Raw genomic sequence first — 22471 nt, 5'->3', positions numbered from 1 at the left:
CTTTTTGCTTAACGGTCGCCCTTTGAGGTCATAAATCCCTCAACGCAGCTTTGACATGCGGCGGGTATTTCTCACGCAGGTCTCGCCATCGCAAAACCTGTTGCACATGCCCCGCCTTCCCCGAAATCAACTCCCATTTCTGTGCAACGCCCTGCAATGCAACTTCGGGCTTTAGTGCACCTGTAACTGCCGCGTCCAAGCCCTTTGCCAATGCCGAAAAATACTCCGAGTGCCCTTTGAGGTATAAATCGGGAATGGCATTGCCCATGGCCTCTCTATGAACTTTGAGAAAGGGCGCCGAATAGGCCTCGATGATCTTTGCATCCTGATAATGTTCTGCCCGGAAGGGGTCAAAAAATCCCCCGGTCTGGCCAACCGCCAATGTTGACATGCGGGGGCTGGCTGCAAACAAAGAGAACAAATAGGCAAGTTCCGGGTAATCGGATGTGGCGCTCACCACAAAGTTCCAGCCCCAATTGAAATAGGGAACAGCCAACGGGCCTTGGCCAATTTGCCCACCCGGTGTTGGGCCAAACACCATGCGCCCCCGCATCCCGGACTTGGGTTGGTTGAGATATTTCTGTGTCCCGCCCCAACCAATATTTGCGTAGATATCACCTTTGGCGTACCGCTCCCAATTCTCGAACAGACCGATGTTTTCATGACCTGGAGCAAGGCTATCGGTGGCGCGGATCATCTCTTCAAGGGCTGTGACGCCGGCCTCGCCGTGGATCTGGGGTGTGAGGTCCGGCGCCATCGGCCATACCCCCTTGGAATGAAACCGCCCCCACCATTCCCATGCCAGAAATTGTGGAACGCGGAACAACAATCCTCCAAAGACACCGTCCTCCGGCGCATGAAAGAACGCCATCTGCCGGTCCAGTTCTTCCCACGTACGCGGAATTTCAAGCCGGTGGCCAAAGCGCTCAGCAAAACGTTCCTGATTCTCCGTACTTGAGATCATTTCGGCATGGTAGAACATCAGATAGGCATCGCCATCTGTTTGAAATCCATAGGTTTCACCGTCAAATGTATCTCCGGTTGGATACAGAATCCCGTCGCGGAACCCCGCCGGCTCATGAGCGGCCACATATTCATCCAGAGGCAGCAGAGTGCCTGCCGAAACAAGATCCGGCAGGGCAAAAGTTGCAGGCAATGCGATATCAAACCGACGTTGATCCAGCACGTTGTCGAGGATCAGCGTATTCACGACCTCATCCAGCGGCACTTCAATCGGTTCTATATTCACGCCGGTTTGCGCCTTGAATGTCGCAATCACCGGCCCCAGATTTGCGCCGGATCCATTTGGCAACAGCAACCTAAGTGATTGTGATTGAGCGGAAAACCTATCCCGCAGAACCTGCACGACGTAGGCGTCAACACTCTGTTCAGCATTGCCCGCATTTGCCGGCACGGCGCGCAATCCACCTGCAATAGACATCAGCCCGCCCGCGCAAAGCTCAAGGGCATCTCGCCGGCTGAGCGCAGGTGGCGGATCAGTTTTGCAAATCATGGTACAGTCCGGTTCTAGACTATCTGGATCGACCAAGGCCTATCTGCCGGGCGTTAAGAACGCCTTAATGGGCATGACCTATGCAAGAGGCATGTTGCCTCTCCAATGGCTCGGTTTACCGGGACCAAATCATCTGTCGCGCATCACTGTGCGGCTTCGCATTGCGCTGCTGATCCTTGCGACAGTCACAGCGGTTGTCTGGCTTGCCTCCATGCAGCAGGCCCGCGCGATCATGCAGTCGTACAACCAGCTTGATCAGGCGGCCCTCCCGATCCTTGACCGGTCAGAGGGCATTCAGGCCGGCTTGGTACAACTGGCCGCATTGGTGAGCCGAATTGACCGTATTCAAGCGGACGAGGCGACCGACCATATCAGGGACGACATCGCCCAATCGGTGCAGGATATGCATAAAAATTTGAGACAATTGATTGCGCTAGGGCAATCGCAAGTCGCAATTTCAGAGCTAACAGAGAACCTTCGGCTGGCTGAGGCAAGTGCCCTCTCAATTCTGGAGGACCGCATATCCTACCTCAAAGTCCGGCAAACATTGAATAGCCAACACAAAATTCTGAACGATTTGCACACGCAATCACAGGATTTACTCGAGAAGTTCACATTGAATTTGTCCAGCCAAACCAATGACTTTCTCCAATCCATGTCGCTTTCCGGTCAAATCAGCCCAGCCATGGTTGCCGGTGCCTTTGAAGGACTTTTCCTGCCATCCCTGACAGTCACCAGCCTGAGCTTTGAACTCGACAGAGTGGTGGGGTTGGCACATGTGTCAAACGACAGCAACGTGCACCAAGAACACGCGCGCGCACTGGCACAGGCCCAATTGGGATTACAAAGAGCCATTTTGTACCTCGCCGAATTGCCCGAAGGACCAGACCGTCTTGCCTTGTCGCGGCATATTGCCGGGATGCGTGATGTGCTGCGCGAAAAGGACGGTATCTTCACCCAGAAGAAGGCTCTGGCCACTTTGGATGAAGCGCAGAGAAAGCACAGGGAGACCCAGCAAGACCTGACGGCCAGCGCGATGCAATTGACCTCTGGGCTGGTGATCCGTTCTCGCGATGTTGTAGAGGCGGCTTCGCAGGCATTACAGCAAGCCATATCCAGGATCACCCTGACCTTGGTCATTGCGGTGGCCGTCGGATTGACGGTCACTTTCACCGCGAACCACAGCATTATTGAGCGGCAGTTCAATCGACGAATTCATCGGCTCAACCAATCGGTTCGGGCTATAGCTTCGGGTGATCTCAATCACCCGATTCCGGTCTCCGGCCCGGACGAGCTTGGTGAAATGGCCAATGCGCTTTTGACCTTCAAAAAGAACGCCGAAGACCTGCACTATTCGAATGAGGAACTGGAGAAGTTTGCCTATATCACCGCGCATGATTTGCGCACCCCGGTCAGGGCCATTCAGGATTTGTGCACCTGGGTCTCAGAAGACGAAGAGAACCAACTGTCTTCCGAAAGCCGCGCCTATCTGTCTTTGCTGGAGAAACGGACGCTCCGCCTGAACGGTCACCTGAATGATCTTCTGGCCTATGTTCAAGCCGAACATGTCTCTGACGCATTCGAACTTGTGGATTTTCGCCAAACCGTGATCCGCATTCTGAAAAACCTTGATCCCGACCAGAACTTTGAGGTGGTTTTTGGAAAATTGCCGATGCCCTTCGGTGCCAAGGGCGATGTTCTGCGCAATATCTGCACCAACCTGCTCATCAATGTCATCAAACACCACGACAGGCCGAATGGCCGTATCACGTTCCACGCTGAGATCATCGCGGACCAATACCGTTTCGAAATTCAAGACGATGGGCCGGGCATATCCCCGCTTTACCACGAAAAAGTATTCGAATTGTTTCAAACCTTAAAGCCGCGCGACGAAGTTGAAGGCAGCGGGCTTGGCCTGGCGGTTGTGCGCAAACTTATCAAACGTGAAAAAGGTGCGATCACCCTTCAATCGAACCCCGATTTAAGACGGGGCACAACAATCTGCGTAACCTTGCCGCTCCACCCTCCTCCGGCACGTTGCGACCAAACCCGGCTGGGCAAAGCAGCCTGACCAGAATGAAAAGGTGCGAATATGCGAAACAAGAAGTTGCAAGAAGCACGGTTCTTAATCGTGGATGACGATGAAATCAGCGTCATGGCAATGCAAAGAGCCATGCGAAAGTTAAAGATTTCGAATGAAACCCATATCTGCACGGATGGCCAACATGCCTTGGAATTCTTGAAAAGAGAGTTGAAGGAGCACGCTGGCCTGCCGCCCTATATCGTCACACTGGACCTGAACATGCCGCGCATGGGCGGGCTTGAGCTGCTCGATGCGCTGCGGTCGGACCCAGATCTTTCGCGGGTTGTGGTCTTTGTCTTTACCACATCAGACACACCGCAAGACGTCCAATCCGCCTATGATCACAATGTCGCCGGTTATGTGGTCAAAGAAAATCCGTCGGAAACATTGGCCACAGCGCTCAACATGTTGGGCACCTACTCACGCATTGTCGAGCTGCCCGTCTGACGGCGGTTGAAACAGCCAGGACCGAAAAGAAAAAGGGCGCGCCGTCACCGGCACGCCCCAAATTTTCAGCACGATAGGCTGGCTTACATCATGCCGCCCATGCCGCCCATGCCGCCCATGTCGGGCATGCCGCCGCCGGCGCCGGCGCCGTCTTTGGCCGGACGATCAGCAACCATAGCTTCGGTTGTGATCAACAGACCTGCAACAGAGGCCGCATCTTGCAGCGCGGTACGGACAACTTTGGCCGGGTCGATGACGCCGAACTTGAACATGTCGCCGTATTCTTCGGTCTGAGCGTTGAAGCCGAATGTCAGGTCGGAGCTTTCACGGATCTTGCCCGCGACAACCGCACCATCAACGCCGGAGTTTTCAGCGATCTGACGCAGTGGCGCTTCGATGGCCTTGCGCACGATGTTGATGCCAACGTTCTGATCGTTGTTTGCACCTTCGAGACCGTCGAGTTTCTTGCCGGCCTGAACCAGAGCAACACCACCACCCACAACGATACCTTCCTGAACAGCGGCACGTGTCGCGTTCAGTGCATCGTCAACGCGGTCTTTGCGCTCTTTCACTTCAACTTCGGTCATGCCGCCCACGCGGATAACGGCAACACCGCCTGCCAGTTTGGCAACACGTTCTTGCAGTTTTTCACGGTCGTAGTCGGAAGACGTTTCTTCGATCTGGCCGCGGATCTGAGCCACACGTGCTTCGATCTCGGCTTTGTCGCCGGAACCGTCCACAACGGTTGTCTCGTCTTTGGTGATCGACACTTTCTTGGCAGAACCCAACATGTCCATGGTCACGGACTCAAGTTTCATACCCAGATCTTCGGAGATCACCTGACCGCCTGTGAGGATCGCGAGGTCTTGCAGCATCGCTTTGCGGCGATCGCCAAAACCGGGCGCCTTCACAGCTGCGATCTTCAGACCGCCGCGCAGTTTGTTCACAACCAGGGTTGCCAGGGCTTCGCCTTCAACATCTTCAGCGATGATCAGCAGAGGCTTCTGAGACTGGATCACCTGCTCCAGCAGTGGAACCATTGGCTGCAGGGACGACAGTTTCTTTTCGTGCAGCAGGATGATCGCATCCTCCAGCTCAACAGTCATCTTGTCAGCATTGGTGACAAAGTATGGGGACAGGTAGCCGCGGTCGAACTGCATGCCTTCGACAACGTCTGTCTCTGTTTCCAGACCTTTGTTTTCTTCGACGGTGATCACACCCTCGTTGCCGACTTTCTGCATCGCATCTGCGATCTGGCGACCGATTTCCGCTTCGCCGTTGGCGGAGATGGTGCCAACCTGGGCAACTTCGTCGCTGTCGGACACGGGACGTGCCGCCGCTTTGATTGCTTCAACAACTTTGGAAGTTGCAAGATCAATGCCGCGCTTGAGGTCCATTGGGTTCATGCCAGCGGCAACAGATTTCATACCTTCGCGCACGATAGCCTGAGCCAGAACAGTTGCGGTTGTTGTACCGTCACCGGCTTCGTCGTTGGTGCGAGAAGCAACTTCTTTCACCATCTGTGCGCCCATGTTCTCGAACTTGTCTTCCAGTTCGATCTCTTTCGCCACGGATACACCGTCTTTGGTGATGCGTGGTGCGCCGAAAGATTTGTCCAGAACCACGTTGCGGCCTTTGGGGCCCAGCGTGACTTTCACCGCGTCAGCCAGGATGTTCACACCCCGGAGCATTTTGTTGCGGGCATCGGTGTCAAATTTGACGTCCTTAGCAGCCATTTGTCGTCTCCTAATATCTATCTTCCGTTTTGACGGACAATCCTGTCCGGCCTACGGGTTTGATGTTGTGCAATCATGTGGGTCGAACAGATCGTCCGACACCGGGCCAGTCCGATTAGGACAGGATCCCCATGATGTCGCTTTCTTTCATCATCAGCATTTCTTCACCATCGACGGTGACTTCTGTACCGGACCATTTGCCGAACAGGATGCGATCGCCGGCTTTTACAGCCATCTCGATCAGTTCGCCGCTGTCTTTACGGGCGCCTTCACCTGTCGCGACAACTTCGCCCTCGGAAGGTTTTTCTTTTGCGCTATCAGGGATGATCAATCCGCCAGCAGTTTTTTCTTCGCTTTCTGTGCGCTTTACCAGCACGCGGTCGTGAAGCGGTTTCAATGCCATCTTTGCAGCTCCTTAAGGCTCAAAGTTACTCTCCCAGACCCGCTGCTCCGTTTGAGAGCGGGCCGTTATCACTCATCCAGTTCGAGTGCTAACGGCGCATAGCTAAGGATGAGCGACAAAGCTGTCAACCAATGAGATTAGAAAAATTGCATGCAAAATTTCAGAACAACTCGGATCAGCCGTCCCGGATCAGTCTGAGCCAAGCACATTGCCCGATGTGCCAACGGCCTCCGCCCCGGCCGGGGTCAGCCCGTAGACCCCTTTTTCGACCTTCTCGAACCATCCATAGTGATTGTCCCGCATCATCCGTGTCGCCACCGAAACCTTGGTTTCTTTGGCCACATCCGCGCCTTTGCTTGCGCCGACCTCAAACAGATACATCGCGATCTTGAGCGCATCTTGTCGGTAAGCCGTCACCAATCCTGCTCGGGTTTGGCCGCCGTCGTTCGGATCGCCCTGCCGCCGTGCAAATTCGCGCAGCAGTTGGACCTCACGTTTCTTGTTTTTACGCGGTGCATAAGGCCCGGGATCGCAATGAACCTCGACAAGCCCATCCGACAGGCGCACCGTGATCAGGCCAAGCCCTAGCCGCCGCGCAAGGGCGGTATTGTCCTTTACCGCCTTTGCAAACCGCTTGCCGCTCTGCCGCGCCACCGCAAGATAAACGTCATCGGTCACTTTCATCCGGGCAATACATTGATGAAACAACGCCAAGGAGAACCCAAGTTTCAGTTCAACCACGACCGGAGGCTCACCGCCGCGCAAGGCTACCACATCAGCCGCGCCAACCTCGGATTTCACCACATAACCCTGATCCTCAAGAAAGGTTTTGATCGGGGGATAAAGGTCAGTTTCGCGCGGATTGCTCATCGCCTCAGATTGCCCCATTTTCACACCCCCTCCAACCCGCTAATCTGCCGTCATGACACGTGATGAACTGAAGACCTTCTGCGCCGGACTTCCGCAAGCCACCCATGTGGTCCAATGGGGCAAATCCGACGTTTACAAGGTGGGCGGCAAGCTTTTTGCCGTCGTTGGGATGGGGGATGGTGGCAATACCGTGACCTTCAAAGCCACCGAAATGGGCTTTGAGATTCTCTCGGACAGCCCCGGATTACGGCCCGCTCCCTACATGGCTTCAAGGGGGTTGAAGTGGATTCAGCATTATGGCGAACCGGGCTTGTCAGACGACAGCCTGCGCGAACACATCCTTGCGTCTTACGAGATGGCCATCGACGCCCTCACCAAGAAAAAACGCGCCGAACTGGGGCTTGACGCCGCACCGCGGCAAAAGCCGTGACAACGGACCAAACGCCCCATATAAGGCGGCGAAACCGTTAGATTGCGACGCAAGGATAGCCCATGACCACGCTTGTTTTTGGCCACAAGAACCCCGATACCGACAGCACCGGCAGCCCGATCATCTGGGCATGGTATCTCAACCAGATCAAAGGTGTTGAGGCAAAGCCCGTCCTTTTGGGCGAGCCGAACACCGAGGCGCTCTTCGTGCTGGACCATTGGGATCTGGACAAGCCGGAGATCATGACCGAACTGGCCGCTGACACCCCTGTTGTAATTGTCGACACCAACAACCCCGGCGAATTGCCTGACAATATCAACGAGGCCGACATTCGCGGGATCATTGATCACCACCGTCTGGTGGCAGGTCTGGAAACACGCGGCCCGATCGAGATCAACATTCAGCCGCTCGCCTGCACAGCCACCATCATGTACAAAATGATCGGCGATGACCTGGCGCAGGCTCCGCGCGGGATCAAGGGCGCGATGCTGTCGTGCATTCTGTCTGACACGCTGGAATTCCGCAGCCCGACCACGACTCAGGAAGACACCGCCATCGCCCATGCGCTGGCCGAGGATCTGGGCGTCGACATCAGCGCCTTTGCCGCCGAGATGTTCGCAGCCAAATCCGATGTCTCTGCCTTTTCGGAGCCAGAATTGCTGCGCATGGACAGCAAGGAATTTGATCTGGATGGCACTGGCCTTCGGGTTTCGGTTCTGGAAACCACCTCCCCTGCCCCGTTGCTGGCTCGCAAAGACGCACTGATGGCCGCAATGCCCGGCATCGCGGAAGAAGACGGCGCCGCGCAGGTGTTGCTGTTCATCGTCGACATTCTCAAGGAAGAGGCCACCCTGCTGGTGCCAAATGACATGGTCAAGCACATTGCCGAGAACAGCTTTGGCGCGTCTGTTGAGGGTGACACCGTTGTCCTGCCCGGCATCATGAGCCGGAAAAAGCAGATTATCCCAAACCTGAAACTGTAACGCAATTGTAATGTTCGAAAAAGAAATGGCCGCCTCGGGGCGGCCATTCTCGCTTCACAAGTAAACTGTTTGTCGCGGTTCAGGACGTCTTGAGCAGATCGTCCAGCGCCGACGCAACATCGCGCATCTTCACCATTCCTGAGTTGGACTGGGTTTGCAGCGACTTCAGCACCGAAATCTTCTTTTCCTTCGTGCTTTGCCGAGACACCGCTGGGCGTTTGGCAGGCGCAGGTTTTGCCGCCTGATTGGCCGCCGCCACGGGCTTGCGTTCTACGTACCGGCCGCTGGCCTTTTGATAGGCGCTGACCCCAAGCAGCGTCGATGAAATTGTCGGATTATGGAACACGTCCATGTCTTCCCCCAAGTATTGCAGAGTCCAAGCATTGAGGGGAATCCCGGCCGTTTCAAACAAATTCCACAATTCGGCCACATTCTGGTGAGGATTGAATATCTGGCGGCATCAATGGTCAGTTATCCCCTGAATTATCCCCAGAATCCGAAACATCCCCGCCAAAACCCGCGGCAAAATTAAGGCGCAATTGTGCTCAAAGGGCGAATCGGGGGCCACTCCGCCACCGCATCGCTGGTTCCATCACGCGGCATTATCCCCTAAGTCTGCTGCATAACCAGTTGGAGCCTTCTGATGACACGCATAGTTGACACCCTCGCCGAGATTTCCGCGCAATATGATGCGCTGTTTGTGGATCTGTGGGGTTGTGTGCATGACGGGGTCAAAGCATTGCCCGATGCGGTCGCGGCCCTTCAGACCTATCGCAAGGCTGGCGGCAAGGTCGTGTTGGTCACCAATTCTCCCCGCCCCCGCGCCGGCGTCGAGAAACAGCTGGTGCATTTCGGTGTGCCGGATGACGCATGGGACACAATTGCAACCTCAGGCGATTCCGCCCGCTCCGCCATGTTTCAGGGGGTCGTCGGGCAAAAGGTCTGGTTCATTGGCCAACCGGGTGAGGAAAAGTTCTTCCAGCCGCTGCATCTGCTCGACAATCCGATGACGATCGAACAGGTGCCGCTGGCTGAGGCTGAAGGTATTGTGTGCACCGGCCCGGAAGATCCGCATGCGGACCCCGATGTGATGCGCCCACAGTTCCTGATGGCCAAACAGATGGGTTTGAAACTGCTTTGCGCCAATCCTGATATCGTGGTGGATCGTGGCCACCAACGCGAATGGTGCGCCGGGGCGCTGGCCAAGCTCTATGCGGAGATGGGCGGCGAGAGCCTGTATTTCGGAAAACCGCATCCGCCGATCTATGATCTGGCGCGGCGGCGGCTGTCTGCACTGGGCAAAGTTGTGTCAGACGACCGGATTTTGGCCATCGGCGATGGCATCTTGACCGACATTCGCGGTGCGATTGGCGAAGATATTGATTCTCTGTTCATCACAGGCGGCCTTGCCGCAGCGGAAACAAAAACTCTGCGACAACCTGACCCAGATGCGCTAAATGACTATCTGGAAAAAGAAAAATCCTCTCCGACCTATTCAATCGGGTTCCTGCGCTAGTCATTTTCCCCTTGATTTTCTGCGCCTGCAAAGTAATTAAGTTACATCGGAGATGCTCCGAACGGCATTTTATTACTCAGAGGATGGGGTATGTTGGACAACCTTCCGCGCGGCACGATCTGTATCGAAGACATCGAAATCGGCATGAGCCGCTATCTGCGTAAGGTCGTGACCGACGCGGATATCGAAATGTTTGCGCAGATCTCGACGGACCGGAACCCGGTGCATCTGGATGATGACTATGCCCAGGACACGATCTTTGAAGGCCGGATCGCCCACGGGATGCTGACCGCCGGATTGATCTCTGCCGTGATCGGGGAACAACTGCCCGGTCATGGCACCGTGTATCTGGGTCAATCGCTCAAATTTCTTGGCCCTGTGCGCCCCGGTGATATGGTCTATGCCGAGGTCAAGGTCACCGACATTGAGTTCGCCAAACGCCGGGTGAAAATGGATTGCCATTGTGCCGTGGATGGCAAGAAGGTGTTGATCGGCGAAGCCACAGTGCTGGCACCGTCGCGAAAGTTCGACTGATCCGGCAAGGGGGCCAACCCCCATCGCGGCAAGCCGCGATTCCCCCGGAAGTTTTTGGACCAAATGAAGCTGGTCCAGTGCTTGCCACTGCGGGCCGTGGCCGCTAGGCAATGATCTATGAAGATCATCCGAGACCATCAGTTTGTAGAACAAAGCGACCGCGGTGCCACCGCCGCGATTGGCAATTTTGACGGCGTGCATCAGGGACATATGTCCGTGATTGATCTGGCCCGCAACGCCGCCCCCGATGCACCGCTGGGCGTGATCACCTTTGAGCCGCACCCGAGGGAATTTTTTGCCCCCGACGCGCCGCCCTTTCGCCTGATGAGCCGCGATGCGCGGGCGCATCGGTTGGAGAAGGTTGGCATTGATCTGCTTTACGAGCTGAACTTTGGCACGCAACTGGCCTCCCTCACGCCCGAAGAATTTGCCCGCGATGTGCTTAAGGATGGGCTGGGCATTGCCCACGTGGTGGTTGGGGCCGATTTTTGTTTTGGCAAAGGCCGCGCGGGCAGCGCGAAGGACCTTGTCACCTTTGGCGAGACTTTCGGCTTTGGCGTGACGATTGCCCCGCTTTTGGAAACCGGAGCACAGACCGTATCCTCCACCGCGATCCGCAAGGCGCTCAGCGATGGCAAGCCGCGCGAGGCGGCCGCGATGTTGGGCCATTGGCACCGCGTGGACGGGCCGGTGATCACTGGTGAACAGCGGGGGCGCGAGTTGGGCTTTCCCACGGCGAATATGTCCATTGATGACATCCACCCGCCTGCTTTTGGCGTTTACGCGGTGCTCGTCGATGTTTTGGAAGGGCCACACAAGGGCAGCTATCAAGGCGCGGCAAGCATCGGCGTGCGGCCGATGTTTGGAGAGAACACCGCCAATCTGGAAACCTATATCTTTGACTTCAAAGGCGATCTTTACGGCACGCCGTTGTCCATCGCCTTGGTCGAACATCTGCGCGGTGAAGAGAACTTTGACAGCCTTGATGCCCTGATCACCCAGATGGATGCCGATTGTGCCAAAGCCCGCAGCATTCTGGACGCCTTATGAGCGATCCCATTGTGCGCAAGGGCCTGACCCCGAGGTTTTGGGAAAAGAAACCGCTGTCCGAGATGAACCCGACAGAATGGGAAGCGCTTTGCGATGGCTGCGGGAAATGTTGCCTGAACAAGCTGGAAGATGAGGACAGCGGCGAAGTGGCGCTGACCCGTGTGGCTTGCCGCCTGCTGGATGATGCGACCTGCCGCTGTGTGCATTACGAAAACCGCCATCAGTTTGTGCCCGATTGCATCGTGCTGCGCCCGGACAACATGGACAGCCACGCCTATTGGATGCCGCAGACCTGCGCCTATCGGTTGCTGTGGCAGGGCAAGCCCCTGCCCGCTTGGCATCCTTTGATCAGCGGCACCGCCCAATCGGTACACGACGCCGGGATCAGCGTGCAGGGTGGCACCGTTTCAGAATTCGACACCCCGTTCGAGGAATGGGAAGACCATATTATCGAGGAACCGACCTGATGTTTTTTGCCTCTGACAATGCAGGCCCAGTGCATCCCAAGGTGATGGAGCGGGTGATCGCGGCCAACACCGATTACGCAATGCCCTATGGTAAAGATCCGATCATGGATGAGGTTCGCACCGAGATCCGCCGGGTGTTTGAAGCGCCAGAGGCGGCGGTTTATCTCGTGGCAACGGGCACAGCGGCCAATGCGCTGGCGCTCGCTTGTTATTGCCAGCCTTGGCAAACTATTTTCTGCTCCGAAGTTGCCCATATTCACGAAGACGAGTGCAACGCGCCGGAGTTCTACGCAGGTGCAGCCAAGCTGACGGTGATTCCGACCGACGACAAGATGACGCCTGAGAGCTTGCAAGCGGCAATCACGGCTCGCACGGCGGGCGATGTACATTCCGCTCAGCCTGGCCCGGTGTCGATCACCCAAGTGACCGAACGCGGATCAGTACACAGCCTGGAAGAACTACGGGCGTTGACAGATGTGGCCAAGACGCATGAATTGCCGGTGCATATCGATGGCGCACGGTTCGCCAATGCGACTGAGGCGCTGAACTGCGCTGCCGCCGAGATGACATGGAAGTTGGGTGTGGATGTTGTCAGCTTTGGCGGCACCAAGAACGGCTGCATGGGTGTTGAGGCGGTTGTGTTCTTCGATCCGGCTAAGGCCTGGGAATTTGAACTGCGCCGCAAGCGCGGGGCGCATCTGTTTTCAAAGCACCGGTTCCTGTCCGCGCAAATGGCTGGATACCTGCAGGGTGATCTTTGGCGCGAGACCGCGCAGCAGGCCAATGCCAATGCGGCCTATTTGGCTGAAGGGTTGCGCAAGGCCGGGGCGGAGTTTTTGCACGCGCCGCAGGCCAATATGCTGTTCCCGCGTTTCCCACGCGCCATTCACCGCAAGCTGCATGAGGCCGGGGCCAAATATTACCTATGGGACGGGCCGCTTGATGGACCAGAGGACAGCTTGCTTGCCGCGCGGATGGTCTGCGACTGGTCCATCAGCAAGGAGCAAATCGACCAGTTTTTGAGCCTGTTCTAATCGCCAATCAGGCCCGTTCGAGCAAGCTGGCAAATGCTTCTGCCGTTTCAGCCGGATGGCTGATCGGGGCCATGTGACCTGCCCCGGCAATAATCGATTGAGCCGCGCCGGGGATGCGTTTGCACAGCCCGTCATTCACCGCTGCAATGGCAGGCAATGCCTGTTCGCCGCGGATCAGCAAGGTTGGCACCGACAGCGTATCAAGCTGCCCCGGTTCCAGCAGTCCGCAGAGGTCGTCATAGAGAAACGCATCGGTGTCCGGTACCACGTGGATGGCACGGGTCATGGCGGCGCGGGTGCGGTTTGGCAAGCGATCCCACGTGCCTGCCTCGCTCCACATTCGGTTGAACAAACGGGCAGCAAGCGCGGGGTCACCCGCTTGCATGGCGTCCACGAAAGGTTGTGCCCGCCCGTCGTGATCTCCCATGGTTTCTGGCGCGTCGGCTATCGCTACGGCAAAAAACACCGGCTCGATCAAAGTGATACTTCGGACCCTTGCGGGATGCTGTACCGCCATGCGCAGGGCCGTAGCCGCGCCAAAGGAGTGACCGATCACATCCATCGGGGCATCATCCATCACCGACAAAGACGCCGCCAGCACGGTATCTGCAAAACTGCTCCGCTGATCCCAATCAACGCTGCGGCCATGGCTGGGCATGTCGGGTGCGACAAAGGTCAGGTCTTCGCCAAGCTGCTTGACCATACCGCCCCACGCCCCGCCAAAGGCCAGCGTGCAATGCAAGGCAAGAACCCGGCGCGGGCCGGATCCAAGCGTGCTCACATGGGGGATAAAACCCGCTTGGACTGTCACAGATCGCCTGCCAGATGGGCATCAAGATCCGCGATGCGGTCCTGCCCCCAGAACCGTTGATCACCCACGAAATAGAACGGCGCGCCAAAGACCCCGCGTTCCACTGCCTCTTCGAGGTTGCGGGCATAGGTTTCGGCCCCGACCAACATGCCGCTGTCCGCCAATGCAGGATCAAATCCGGCCTCTTGCAGGCAGGCGCGTATGACGTCGTCTTGGGCGATGTCTTTTTCCTCGGCCCAAACGGCGCGGGTGATCAAATGCGCCAATTGGCCCAAATCACCACCGCCTGCATTCTGGGCAGCGATAAAGGCATAGGCGGCGGGTGCCCCATTGGTCGGCCAATGTGCAGGTTTGAGATTGAACGGCATATCCAACTTCTTCGCCTGCCGGACCAGTTCCTGCGCGCGATATTCGATCCGGCTGATGTGCCGGTCTTTGGGCGGTGTCCCCCCCGTCCGGCCAAAGGCCGAAACGATATCAAACGGCTTGTAATTGATGGTCGCCCCATGTTTAGCGGCAACCTCTTCAAGGCGGGTGCCCGCGAGGTAGCAATAAGGGGACAGAGTGGCAAAAAAATAGTCGATCTGGATCATTTGGCTCTCCTTCTGGGTTGAGCTGCTTTGCGGCACCGTAAGGCCATGCTAGGTGGTGTCAACGTCACGAATCTGTCATCTACGCCCCACTCGGAGACTGCCCCAATGCCCACCCGCTCAGAACCCAAACTGATTTCAGGCAACGCCAATATGCCACTGGCAAAGGCAATCGCGCGGCGCATGTCGCTGCACCGGGGGGTCAACGTAGGTTTGGTCGATGCGCGGGTCGAGCGGTTCAACGATGGTGAAATTTTTGTCGAGGTGTTCGAGAACGTGCGCGGCGAGGATATGTTCATTATTCAGCCGACCTCGAACCCGGCCAACGACAACCTTATGGAACTGCTGATCATGGCCGACGCGCTGCGCCGGTCATCTGCGGCGCGGGTTACAGCGGTACTGCCATACTTCGGCTATGCCCGTCAGGATCGCCGCACCAAGGCGCGGACACCGATCACCGCCAAGATGGTGGCAAACATGCTGGTTGGTACCGGGATTGAACGGGTTCTGACGATGGACCTGCACGCCGCACAGATTCAGGGCTTTTTCGATATTCCAGTGGACAACCTCTATGCCTCACCGGTGTTCGCCCTCGATATCAAACACACATTCAAAGAGCGCATGGACGAGTTGATGATCGTCTCCCCTGACGTGGGCGGCGTGGCCCGCGCAAGGGAACTGGCCAAGCGGATCAATTCCCCGCTGGCTATCGTCGACAAACGCCGCGAAAAGCCCGGCGAAATCGCCGAGATGACCGTCATCGGTGATGTGAAAGGCAAGATCTGTCTGATCGTGGATGATATCTGTGACACCGCTGGTACATTGTGCAAAGCCGCCGAAGTGCTGCTCGAAAATGGGGCCAAGGAAGTGCATTCCTACATCAGCCACGGCGTGATGTCCGGCCCCGCCGTGGAACGGGTGACAAACTCTGTTATGAAATCGCTGGTCATCACCGACAGCATTCAACCCACTGCCGAGGTCAAGAATGCCGCAAACATCCGCATCGTGCCAACGGCACCGGTCTTTGCCCAGGCAATCCTGAATATCTGGAACGGCACATCCGTGTCGTCGCTGTTTGAGCAGGACACGCTGGGCCCGATCTATGATGGCATGTACGCGGGCAACTGATCGCCTGATCAGCTAACGTCCCAATCGTCGTCTTCAGAGAGTTCCCCAATGGCCGACCACGCCATGCGCACCCGTGCCACACGGGTGTCGCCCCACGTACGGAACACCATGTCAAAACCGGTCTCTGTCACCGCATCTGCGGCGATATCGGCGCGCATGACCGTCGCAGCATCCACGTCCCACAACGACAGCGACACCTGAACACTGGGTGGAGATTTGAACGCTTCGGAAAAGACGATTTGTTTGCGTCGCTCGCGCTGGCCCTCGCCTGTCCACATGTCGCCGCCGTTTTCATAGTCGGAAAACAGGACAACATCTCCGCTGTCCACGCCAATAAGATGACTGCGTAGTTTTTTCATAATTCAGACGGTGCCCGGCATTCCAGTTTTGCGTGCATACTGGCGGATTTTGCGGGTGCAGCAAAGCAAAAAGGCCCCGCTTTCGCGAGGCCTCTTTAATACTATTGTAACCAGATCAGAGGTTTGGCTGTTTCGCCGAAAGACCGATCTCATCGCCCATTGCGACCATATCCGACAACAGCTTGGCTGCGTCATCCACGGGGCCGGGTTCATTTGCAAAAGCCTCTTTGGCTTTGGCATAGGTGGTCTTGGCCTCTTCAACCATCTCATCGAGCTGGTCTTGGGTCATGTCACCCTTAACCACGGCACGCTCGGCCAGAACCGACACACCACGGCTGCTGATTTCGGCGAAACCGCCGGTCACAACATAGGCTTGTGTCCCATCCGGGCCGTCTACTGTCAGAACGCCGGGGCGCAGCGTGGTGATGGTGGGGGCATGCCCCTCCATCGCCGTCATATCGCCATCCGCACCGGGAATCTGTACCGAAGTGACCTCCATCGAGGCCAGCCGCCGCTCGGGCGACACCAAATCGAATTGCATCGTGTCTGCCATGAGTAAGGCTCCTGATTAGGCGGCGTCTGCTGCCATTTTCTCGGCTTTCGCCTTCACTTCGTCGATGCCGCCAACCATGTAGAAGGCGCCCTCTGGCAGGTGATCATATTCACCGGCCACAACCGCTTTGAAGGACGCGATTGTGTCTTCCAAAGGCACCTGAACACCGTCGGAACCGGTAAACACTTTCGCAACGTCGAAAGGCTGGCTCAGGAAGCGTTCGATCTTACGGGCACGGGCCACGGCAAGTTTGTCTTCTTCGCTGAGTTCGTCCATGCCGAGGATCGCGATGATGTCCTGCAAGGATTTGTAGCGCTGCAGAACCTGCTGCACGTCTGTGGCGACCTTGTAGTGCTCTTCGCCGATGATCAGCGGATCGAGCAGACGGGAGGTGGAGCCAAGCGGATCCACAGCAGGGTAAATACCCTTTTCCGAGATTGCACGGTCCAGAACGGTAGTCGCGTCGAGGTGGGCAAAGGATGTCGCTGGCGCAGGGTCAGTAAGGTCATCCGCAGGTACGTATACGGCCTGAACCGATGTGATCGAACCGTTCTTTGTCGAGGAAATACGTTCCTGCATCGCACCCATGTCGGTGGCCAGCGTTGGCTGGTAACCCACAGCAGAGGGAATACGGCCCAGAAGGGCGGACACTTCGGAACCGGCCTGTGTAAAGCGGAAGATGTTGTCCACAAAGAACAGAACGTCCGAACCGGATTCGTCGCGGAACTGTTCGGCCAATGTCAGACCGGACAGGGCCACACGCATACGTGCGCCTGGAGGCTCGTTCATCTGGCCATAGACCAGAGCAATTTTGGACTCTGGCAGGTTATCAGGAACGATAACGCCGGATTCAATCATTTCGTGGTAAAGGTCGTTCCCTTCACGGGTCCGCTCACCCACACCGGCGAACACGGACACACCGGAGTGCACCTTCGCGATGTTGTTGATGAGTTCCATGATCAGAACGGTTTTGCCAACGCCGGCACCGCCGAACAGACCAATTTTACCACCCTTGGTGTAGGGGGCCAGAAGATCGATCACCTTGATGCCTGTTGTCAGGATCTCGGTTTCGGTGGACTGCGCTTCGAACGCAGGCGCATCGCCGTGAATGGCGCGGCTGTCTGTTGCGTCAACCGGGCCCTTTTCGTCAACCGGATCACCGGTCACGTTCAGGATACGGCCCAATGTGCCTTTGCCAACGGGCACCTGAATCGGTGCGCCTGTGTCGGTTACAGAGGCGCCGCGAACGAGGCCTTCTGTGGCGTCCATCGCGATGGCGCGAACGGTGTTTTCGCCAAGGTGCTGCGCCACTTCGAGAACAAGGTTCTTGCCTTGGTTCTCTGTGTGAAGGGCGTTCAGGATCTCAGGAAGATTATCTTCGAACTGCACGTCAACGACGGCGCCGATGACCTGAGTAATTTTGCCGACTGCTTTTGCCATGTCGTTTCTCCGATATTGCTTACAGCGCTTCCGCGCCGGAAATGATTTCGATCAGCTCGTTCGTGATGACGGCCTGACGCGAGCGGTTGTACTGGATCGTCAAACTGTCGATCATGTCGCCCGCATTGCGAGTGGCGTTGTCCATCGCGGACATCCGCGCGCCCTGCTCCGATGCTGCGTTTTCCAACAAGCCAGAGAAGATCGCAGTGGCAACACCACGTGGCAGCAGATCCGCAAGGATCGCCTCTTCAGAAGGCTCGTAGTCAAACAGCGTCGAGGCGCCCGCATCTTCGCCGGCATCTTCGAATTCCGCCGGGATGATCTGTTGGGCTGTCGGGATTTGGCTGACCACATTGACGAACTTCGCATAGAACAGCGTCGCCACGTCGAATTCGCCAGCATCAAACCGCGCCAGGACGTCTTTGGCGATGTTTTGCGCATCGGCATAACCCAGACGCTTCACCTCGGACATGTCCACGTGACCGATCATATAGGTGCCAAATTCACGCTTCAGCTGATCGCGGCCTTTTTTGCCAACGGTCAGAATCTTCAGCTGTTTGCCCGCTGCCAGCACTTTTTGTGCCTTGGCTTTGGCCAATTTGACGATGTTGGTGTTGAAACCACCGCACAGCCCGCGTTCGGACGTCATGACGACCAAAAGCTGAACCTGATCTGACCCTGTACCGCTTAGCAGTTTGGGGGCACTGTCAGATCCGCCAACGGAGGCCGCAAGCCCCGCCATCACGGCGTTGAACCGTTCGGCATAGGGGCGTGAGGCTTCGGCAGCTTCCTGCGCGCGGCGAAGTTTCGCCGCGGCAACCATTTGCATGGCCTTGGTGATCTTGCGGGTCGATTTGACCGTCGAGATCCTGTTTTTAAGGTCCTTGAGATTTGCCATTGGCTTATCTCTCCTTAAGCGAAGTCAGCGGCGTAAGAGTCGAGCGCAGCTTTGATTTTGTCTTCCAGCTCGTCTTTCACCTTACGATCGTTGTCGGTGATGTCCTTGAGCAGGTCGGCGTGCTTGCCGCGCAGATGCGCCAGCAGACCCTGTTCCCAGCGGCCCACTTGCGCCACGTCGAGCTTGTCGAGGTAGCCGTGTGTACCGGCGTAGATCACGCAAACGATCTCGGCGTTGGACAGTGGGGCGTACTGCGGCTGTTTCATCAGCTCGGTCAAGCGGGCACCACGGTTCAACAGCTGCTGAGTGGCGGCATCCAGATCTGAGCCGAACTGGGCAAAGGCCGCCATTTCGCGGTACTGAGCCAGCGACAGTTTCACCGGACCGGCAACCGAAGACATCGCTTTGGTCTGGGCCGAAGAGCCAACCCGCGAAACCGACAGACCGGTGTTCACAGCAGGACGGATACCTTGGTAGAACAATTCTGTTTCCAAGAAAATCTGACCGTCGGTGATCGAAATCACGTTGGTTGGAATAAACGCGGAAACGTCACCACCTTGGGTTTCGATGATCGGCAGAGCCGTCAAGGACCCGGCGCCGTTGTCTTCGTTCAGCTTGGCCGAACGTTCCAGCAGGCGGGAGTGGAGATAGAAAACGTCACCAGGATAGGCTTCACGCCCTGGTGGGCGACGCAGAAGCAGGGACATCTGGCGATAGGACACAGCCTGCTTGGACAAATCATCGTAGATGATCAAAGCGTGGCGGCCATTGTCGCGGAAGTGCTCTGCCATCGCGGTGGCGGCATAAGGCGCGAGGAACTGCATAGGTGCAGGCTCCGACGCGGTGGCAGCGACAACGATGCAATATTCCATCGCGCCAGCTTCTTCGAGCTTTTTGACCAGCTGCGCCACGGTGGAACGCTTTTGACCAATCGCAACGTACACGCAGTACATTTTCTTGCTCTCGTCGTCACCGGCGGCGGCGTTCACCTGTGCCTGGTTCAGCATGGCGTCCAGCGCCACGGCTGTTTTACCGGTCTGACGGTCGCCGATGATCAATTCGCGCTGGCCACGGCCAATCGGGATCATCGCGTCAACGGATTTGAGACCAGTCGCCATTGGCTCATGCACCGACTTACGCGGGATAATGCCGGGCGCTTTCACATCGGCAAGACCGCGGGTCTTGGAATTGATCGGGCCTTTGCCGTCAATTGGGTTGCCCAGACCGTCAACAACACGGCCAAGAAGTGCGTCACCTGTTGGCACGTCCACAATGGAGTTCGTGCGCTTGACGGTGTCGCCTTCTTTGATGTCACGGTCGGAACCGAAGATAACAACACCAACGTTGTCCGCTTCGAGGTTCAGGGCCATACCCTGAATACCGCCGGGGAATTCAACCATCTCACCAGCCTGAACATTGTCCAGACCGTAAACACGGGCAATACCGTCACCGACGGACAGCACGCGGCCAACTTCGGCCACTTCTGCTTCTTGACCGAAATTCTTGATCTGGTCTTTCAGGATCGCAGAAATCTCTGCAGCTTGGATACCCATTTATCCGACCTCTTTCATTGCATTCTGTAGGGAATTGAGCTTCGAGCGGATCGAAGTGTCGATCATCTTGGAGCCCACTTTGACGACAAGACCGCCGATGAGGGTTTCATCCACGGTCGTTTGGAGCGTTACGGTTTTGCCGGTCGTCGCCTTAAGCGATTTGGCAAGTTTGTCTGATTGTGTCTTGGTCAGCGCCTTGGCCGATGTAACTTCGGCGGTGATCTCGCCTTTGTCGGCAGCGATCAGATCGCGCAGTGTCTTGACCAACTGCGGCAAAACAAACAGGCGGCGCTTTTGCGCCATCAGCGCCAGCGTGTTGCCCATCATCGGCGACAGTTTCATTTTCTTGGCCAGCGCGGAAACGGCATTTGCCTGTTCATCGCGGCTGTAGATCGGGGAATGGATCAGATTGCGGAAATCTTCGCTCTCTGTCAGCGCCGCGGACAGACCTTCAAGGTCGGTCTCGATGGCTTTGACCTTCTTGGTCTCTTTCGCCAGATCGTAAACGGCAGCGGCATAGCGTTGCGCGATGCCGGTGGAAATTGATGCTGTTTCGGACACGTCCATCCTCTCATACAGTCAGTTCCGGTATGCGAAGGAAGTCGCGTCACCGGAGTGTTGGCGCGGCTTGAAACGGTTCAAGACGTCTAAATCAGGGGCGATGTAGCAGACAGGGTTCCGCCCCGCAACACTGTATCACGCCCCGACGAAGAGTCCCTATCGCTTTATTTTATGGGGTCAGCGGCACATGCGGCGCTTTGTCCACCTGTAAATCCCTCAATGTTGCTTAAAAATAGCGAGGTTGCGCGATTCTTACACCCGCCGCCCAGGGTCTGTTTGTCTGTTTACGGCGCATCCGGACCTTCTCGGACATGCCGCGCATTTCTCGCTTTGGTTACAGCAAATCTTCTTCTGCGTCTGCAACCGACAGGCCCAGAGCCTCCATCCCGCTTTCGAGGTGGTCGCAAAAGTGCGGAGAGCCCAAAAGGTAGTCGGCTGTCGGAATGCTGGCCTCGCGTTCGGCGGTGGCCATTGCCTCGGCCAGATCATCGGGCTCAAAGCTGCCCCGTCCGATCCACATCACGGCAACAAGGCTGTGCAGTTCTTCGTCATTGAGGGTTTCGAGAAAGCCGCGCAGTTCCGCTTCGCCGCGTTCGATCTCATGACCATAAAGAATGATTTGCGCCACTTTGCGCTGGCTGATCTGTAACATCGCTATCCCCTTTGATTCAGTGTTGGGCTGAACCTTGGCATGCCCCAGCGGGGGTTTCTTTGCGCCAGATCAATGTCGGGGCGGGTCTATATTGGCTTGGCTGTGGGTTCGGCCATGCCTTCAAGCACTTCAATTGCCCGCCGCGCCGTGCGCCGTTCCACCTTGCCTTTGGGCGGGTATACCAGTTTGGTCGCTTCGACCATAAACGCGCCGCCTGCCATCATCGTTGGCATATGCCGCCCGACTTTCTCAAACAATCCGGCCGATTTCATCCAGACACGTTGCTGGGAGGGAAACTGGAACAAGGCACCCATGTGCCGCTCTGGCAAGAACTGATGCTTGCGCAGTTGGGTCTCAAGCTGGCCGGGCGAATAGGGCCGCCCATAACCGAACGGGGTCCGGTCCCGCCGCGCCCAAAGACCGGCCCGGTTCGGTACGATAAACAGCGCCCTGCCCCCCGGCCCCAGCACCCGCCAGCATTCCTCAAGCAGATCACTGGGGCGTTCGCTGGTCTCAAGCCCATGCAGCAGCACCAGCTTGTCCACATGACCGGTCTCTATCGGCCAAAGCGTTTCTTCGGTCAAAACGGAAGTGTTCGGCATGCCCGCCGGCCAGGGCATCACCCCCTGCGGCCCCGGCATCAGAGTGATCACCCGCCGGGCGTCTTTCAGATAGGGCCGCAACAAGGGTGCAGCAAAGCCAAAGCCGACCACCGTCTGCCCCTTGGCCTCAGGCCAGAATTCCAACAACCGGCTACGCATGCTTTTCTGTGCCGCACGTCCCAGCGCACTGCGATAATAGAAATTCCGCAAATCTTGTACATCAAGATGCATTGCAGCCCGCCTTGGTGAGTGACACTC

25 protein-coding genes are annotated in these 22471 nt (G+C 56.9%); 10 read left to right on the top strand and 15 right to left on the bottom strand.

Going from position 1 to position 22471, the window contains the following annotated elements:
* Positions 1-28: 28 nt before the first annotated feature.
* Positions 29-1513, bottom strand: coding sequence for an ABC transporter substrate-binding protein (locus K3754_RS04480; RefSeq protein WP_259941377.1), 1485 nt, complete (start codon positions 1511-1513; stop codon positions 29-31).
* Between K3754_RS04480 and K3754_RS04475 the strand changes: the two genes are divergently transcribed.
* Together K3754_RS04475 and K3754_RS04470 are read left to right on the top strand one after the other, a co-directional pair.
* Entirely contained in the window at positions 1512-3584 is a 2073-nt protein-coding gene (locus tag K3754_RS04475; RefSeq protein WP_259941375.1) for an ATP-binding protein, read from the top strand. The two genes, K3754_RS04480 and K3754_RS04475, sit on opposite strands and share 2 nt — an antisense overlap.
* A 21-nt stretch (positions 3585-3605) precedes the next feature.
* Complete coding sequence (locus K3754_RS04470; protein ID WP_203208864.1) at positions 3606-4043, top strand: response regulator; 438 nt, start codon at positions 3606-3608, stop codon at positions 4041-4043.
* 83 nt (positions 4044-4126) lie between these two features.
* Here the strand turns inward: K3754_RS04470 and groL are convergent, their stop codons facing one another.
* From groL to K3754_RS04455, 3 genes are all read right to left on the bottom strand, one after another.
* A complete protein-coding gene (gene groL / locus K3754_RS04465) occupies positions 4127-5779 on the bottom strand; it encodes a chaperonin GroEL (protein ID WP_203208865.1) in 1653 nt (550 codons plus the stop codon).
* Between the two features lie 115 nt (positions 5780-5894).
* Positions 5895-6182: a co-chaperone GroES gene (gene groES / locus K3754_RS04460; protein WP_025047887.1), complete on the bottom strand. Its 288-nt coding sequence runs from the start codon at positions 6180-6182 to the stop codon at positions 5895-5897.
* 189 nt (positions 6183-6371) lie between these two features.
* The gene (locus K3754_RS04455) at positions 6372-7052 is read right to left on the bottom strand and encodes a DUF2161 domain-containing phosphodiesterase (protein ID WP_259943234.1); all 681 of its coding nucleotides are present in this window, start codon (positions 7050-7052) and stop codon (positions 6372-6374) included.
* A gap of 52 nt (positions 7053-7104) precedes the next feature.
* Here K3754_RS04455 and K3754_RS04450 point away from each other — a divergent pair, with 52 nt between their 5' ends.
* Together K3754_RS04450 and K3754_RS04445 are read left to right on the top strand one after the other, a co-directional pair.
* Positions 7105-7482 (top strand): MmcQ/YjbR family DNA-binding protein, encoded by a 378-nt coding sequence (locus K3754_RS04450; protein ID WP_259941372.1) that lies wholly within the window; start codon positions 7105-7107, stop codon positions 7480-7482.
* A gap of 62 nt (positions 7483-7544) precedes the next feature.
* Positions 7545-8465, top strand: coding sequence for a manganese-dependent inorganic pyrophosphatase (locus K3754_RS04445; protein WP_203208868.1), 921 nt, complete (start codon positions 7545-7547; stop codon positions 8463-8465).
* Positions 8466-8544: 79 nt separating this feature from the next.
* On the opposite strand, the gene K3754_RS04440 is transcribed toward K3754_RS04445, so the two are convergent.
* Complete coding sequence (locus K3754_RS04440) at positions 8545-8895, bottom strand: hypothetical protein (RefSeq protein WP_203208869.1); 351 nt, start codon at positions 8893-8895, stop codon at positions 8545-8547.
* A 213-nt stretch (positions 8896-9108) separates the two neighbouring features.
* Between K3754_RS04440 and K3754_RS04435 the strand changes: the two genes are divergently transcribed.
* The 5 genes from K3754_RS04435 (at position 9109) to K3754_RS04415 (ending at position 13066) form a co-directional block, all read left to right on the top strand.
* A complete protein-coding gene (locus tag K3754_RS04435; RefSeq protein ID WP_203208870.1) occupies positions 9109-9981 on the top strand; it encodes a TIGR01459 family HAD-type hydrolase in 873 nt (290 codons plus the stop codon).
* Positions 9982-10071: 90 nt separating this feature from the next.
* A complete protein-coding gene (locus K3754_RS04430) occupies positions 10072-10515 on the top strand; it encodes a MaoC family dehydratase (RefSeq protein ID WP_025047893.1) in 444 nt (147 codons plus the stop codon).
* Positions 10516-10632: 117 nt separating this feature from the next.
* The gene (locus K3754_RS04425) at positions 10633-11565 is read left to right on the top strand and encodes a bifunctional riboflavin kinase/FAD synthetase (RefSeq protein WP_203208871.1); all 933 of its coding nucleotides are present in this window, start codon (positions 10633-10635) and stop codon (positions 11563-11565) included.
* Entirely contained in the window at positions 11562-12032 is a 471-nt protein-coding gene (locus K3754_RS04420) for a YcgN family cysteine cluster protein (RefSeq protein WP_203208872.1), read from the top strand. The genes K3754_RS04425 and K3754_RS04420 overlap by 4 nt, the downstream gene beginning before the upstream one ends.
* Entirely contained in the window at positions 12032-13066 is a 1035-nt protein-coding gene (locus K3754_RS04415; protein WP_259941362.1) for a low specificity L-threonine aldolase, read from the top strand. The genes K3754_RS04420 and K3754_RS04415 overlap by 1 nt, the downstream gene beginning before the upstream one ends.
* A 7-nt stretch (positions 13067-13073) precedes the next feature.
* On the opposite strand, the gene K3754_RS04410 is transcribed toward K3754_RS04415, so the two are convergent.
* Together K3754_RS04410 and K3754_RS04405 are read right to left on the bottom strand one after the other, a co-directional pair.
* Positions 13074-13847: an alpha/beta fold hydrolase gene (locus K3754_RS04410; protein WP_259941359.1), complete on the bottom strand. Its 774-nt coding sequence runs from the start codon at positions 13845-13847 to the stop codon at positions 13074-13076.
* A gap of 26 nt (positions 13848-13873) precedes the next feature.
* Complete coding sequence (locus K3754_RS04405) at positions 13874-14470, bottom strand: 2-hydroxychromene-2-carboxylate isomerase (protein ID WP_203208875.1); 597 nt, start codon at positions 14468-14470, stop codon at positions 13874-13876.
* A gap of 105 nt (positions 14471-14575) precedes the next feature.
* Here K3754_RS04405 and K3754_RS04400 point away from each other — a divergent pair, with 105 nt between their 5' ends.
* The gene (locus tag K3754_RS04400) at positions 14576-15595 is read left to right on the top strand and encodes a ribose-phosphate pyrophosphokinase (RefSeq protein ID WP_203208876.1); all 1020 of its coding nucleotides are present in this window, start codon (positions 14576-14578) and stop codon (positions 15593-15595) included.
* Between the two features lie 8 nt (positions 15596-15603).
* Here the strand turns inward: K3754_RS04400 and K3754_RS04395 are convergent, their stop codons facing one another.
* The 8 genes from K3754_RS04395 to K3754_RS04360 all read right to left on the bottom strand — a co-directional run bounded on the left by K3754_RS04395 (position 15604) and on the right by K3754_RS04360 (position 22444).
* Entirely contained in the window at positions 15604-15954 is a 351-nt protein-coding gene (locus K3754_RS04395) for an H-type lectin domain-containing protein (protein WP_203208877.1), read from the bottom strand.
* 115 nt (positions 15955-16069) lie between these two features.
* A complete protein-coding gene (locus K3754_RS04390; protein ID WP_025047901.1) occupies positions 16070-16507 on the bottom strand; it encodes a F0F1 ATP synthase subunit epsilon in 438 nt (145 codons plus the stop codon).
* Positions 16508-16522: 15 nt separating this feature from the next.
* On the bottom strand, positions 16523-17947 hold the full coding sequence (gene atpD / locus K3754_RS04385; protein ID WP_203208878.1) for a F0F1 ATP synthase subunit beta: 1425 nt from the start codon (positions 17945-17947) through the stop codon (positions 16523-16525).
* Between the two features lie 19 nt (positions 17948-17966).
* A complete protein-coding gene (locus K3754_RS04380; RefSeq protein WP_203208879.1) occupies positions 17967-18845 on the bottom strand; it encodes a F0F1 ATP synthase subunit gamma in 879 nt (292 codons plus the stop codon).
* A gap of 14 nt (positions 18846-18859) precedes the next feature.
* Positions 18860-20398, bottom strand: coding sequence for a F0F1 ATP synthase subunit alpha (atpA, locus tag K3754_RS04375; RefSeq protein ID WP_203208880.1), 1539 nt, complete (start codon positions 20396-20398; stop codon positions 18860-18862).
* Entirely contained in the window at positions 20399-20959 is a 561-nt protein-coding gene (locus K3754_RS04370) for a F0F1 ATP synthase subunit delta (RefSeq protein ID WP_259941353.1), read from the bottom strand.
* Positions 20960-21293: 334 nt separating this feature from the next.
* Positions 21294-21611: a DUF3775 domain-containing protein gene (locus K3754_RS04365; protein WP_259941351.1), complete on the bottom strand. Its 318-nt coding sequence runs from the start codon at positions 21609-21611 to the stop codon at positions 21294-21296.
* Between the two features lie 86 nt (positions 21612-21697).
* Positions 21698-22444, bottom strand: a complete 747-nt coding sequence (locus K3754_RS04360; RefSeq protein ID WP_203208882.1) for a methyltransferase domain-containing protein — start codon at positions 22442-22444, stop codon at positions 21698-21700.
* Between the last annotated feature and the right edge of the window lie 27 nt (positions 22445-22471).

This window comes from Sulfitobacter sp. M368, from assembly GCF_025141875.1.
Taxonomy (GTDB): domain Bacteria; phylum Pseudomonadota; class Alphaproteobacteria; order Rhodobacterales; family Rhodobacteraceae; genus Sulfitobacter; species Sulfitobacter mediterraneus_A.
The sequence above is the reverse complement of the archived record's forward strand: the minus strand, read 5'-3'. Positions and strand labels throughout refer to the sequence as shown.

What these genes read in the sequence shown, in the direction of transcription:
- atpA (WP_203208880.1), bottom strand. Translation starts at nt 20,398, where the DNA reads ATGGGTATCCAAGCTGCAGAGATTTCTGCGATCCTGAAAGACCAGATC.
- K3754_RS04395 (WP_203208877.1), bottom strand. Translation starts at nt 15,954, where the DNA reads ATGAAAAAACTACGCAGTCATCTTATTGGCGTGGACAGCGGAGATGTT.
- K3754_RS04445 (WP_203208868.1), top strand. Translation starts at nt 7,545, where the DNA reads ATGACCACGCTTGTTTTTGGCCACAAGAACCCCGATACCGACAGCACC.
- K3754_RS04435 (WP_203208870.1), top strand. Translation starts at nt 9,109, where the DNA reads ATGACACGCATAGTTGACACCCTCGCCGAGATTTCCGCGCAATATGAT.
- K3754_RS04420 (WP_203208872.1), top strand. Translation starts at nt 11,562, where the DNA reads ATGAGCGATCCCATTGTGCGCAAGGGCCTGACCCCGAGGTTTTGGGAA.
- groL (WP_203208865.1), bottom strand. Translation starts at nt 5,779, where the DNA reads ATGGCTGCTAAGGACGTCAAATTTGACACCGATGCCCGCAACAAAATG.
- K3754_RS04475 (WP_259941375.1), top strand. Translation starts at nt 1,512, where the DNA reads ATGGTACAGTCCGGTTCTAGACTATCTGGATCGACCAAGGCCTATCTG.
- K3754_RS04470 (WP_203208864.1), top strand. Translation starts at nt 3,606, where the DNA reads ATGCGAAACAAGAAGTTGCAAGAAGCACGGTTCTTAATCGTGGATGAC.
- K3754_RS04405 (WP_203208875.1), bottom strand. Translation starts at nt 14,470, where the DNA reads ATGATCCAGATCGACTATTTTTTTGCCACTCTGTCCCCTTATTGCTAC.
- K3754_RS04400 (WP_203208876.1), top strand. Translation starts at nt 14,576, where the DNA reads ATGCCCACCCGCTCAGAACCCAAACTGATTTCAGGCAACGCCAATATG.
- K3754_RS04365 (WP_259941351.1), bottom strand. Translation starts at nt 21,611, where the DNA reads ATGTTACAGATCAGCCAGCGCAAAGTGGCGCAAATCATTCTTTATGGT.
- K3754_RS04455 (WP_259943234.1), bottom strand. Translation starts at nt 7,052, where the DNA reads ATGAGCAATCCGCGCGAAACTGACCTTTATCCCCCGATCAAAACCTTT.
- K3754_RS04425 (WP_203208871.1), top strand. Translation starts at nt 10,633, where the DNA reads ATGAAGATCATCCGAGACCATCAGTTTGTAGAACAAAGCGACCGCGGT.
- K3754_RS04430 (WP_025047893.1), top strand. Translation starts at nt 10,072, where the DNA reads ATGTTGGACAACCTTCCGCGCGGCACGATCTGTATCGAAGACATCGAA.
- groES (WP_025047887.1), bottom strand. Translation starts at nt 6,182, where the DNA reads ATGGCATTGAAACCGCTTCACGACCGCGTGCTGGTAAAGCGCACAGAA.
- K3754_RS04380 (WP_203208879.1), bottom strand. Translation starts at nt 18,845, where the DNA reads ATGGCAAATCTCAAGGACCTTAAAAACAGGATCTCGACGGTCAAATCG.
- K3754_RS04415 (WP_259941362.1), top strand. Translation starts at nt 12,032, where the DNA reads ATGTTTTTTGCCTCTGACAATGCAGGCCCAGTGCATCCCAAGGTGATG.
- K3754_RS04480 (WP_259941377.1), bottom strand. Translation starts at nt 1,513, where the DNA reads ATGATTTGCAAAACTGATCCGCCACCTGCGCTCAGCCGGCGAGATGCC.
- K3754_RS04360 (WP_203208882.1), bottom strand. Translation starts at nt 22,444, where the DNA reads ATGCATCTTGATGTACAAGATTTGCGGAATTTCTATTATCGCAGTGCG.
- atpD (WP_203208878.1), bottom strand. Translation starts at nt 17,947, where the DNA reads ATGGCAAAAGCAGTCGGCAAAATTACTCAGGTCATCGGCGCCGTCGTT.
- K3754_RS04390 (WP_025047901.1), bottom strand. Translation starts at nt 16,507, where the DNA reads ATGGCAGACACGATGCAATTCGATTTGGTGTCGCCCGAGCGGCGGCTG.
- K3754_RS04450 (WP_259941372.1), top strand. Translation starts at nt 7,105, where the DNA reads ATGACACGTGATGAACTGAAGACCTTCTGCGCCGGACTTCCGCAAGCC.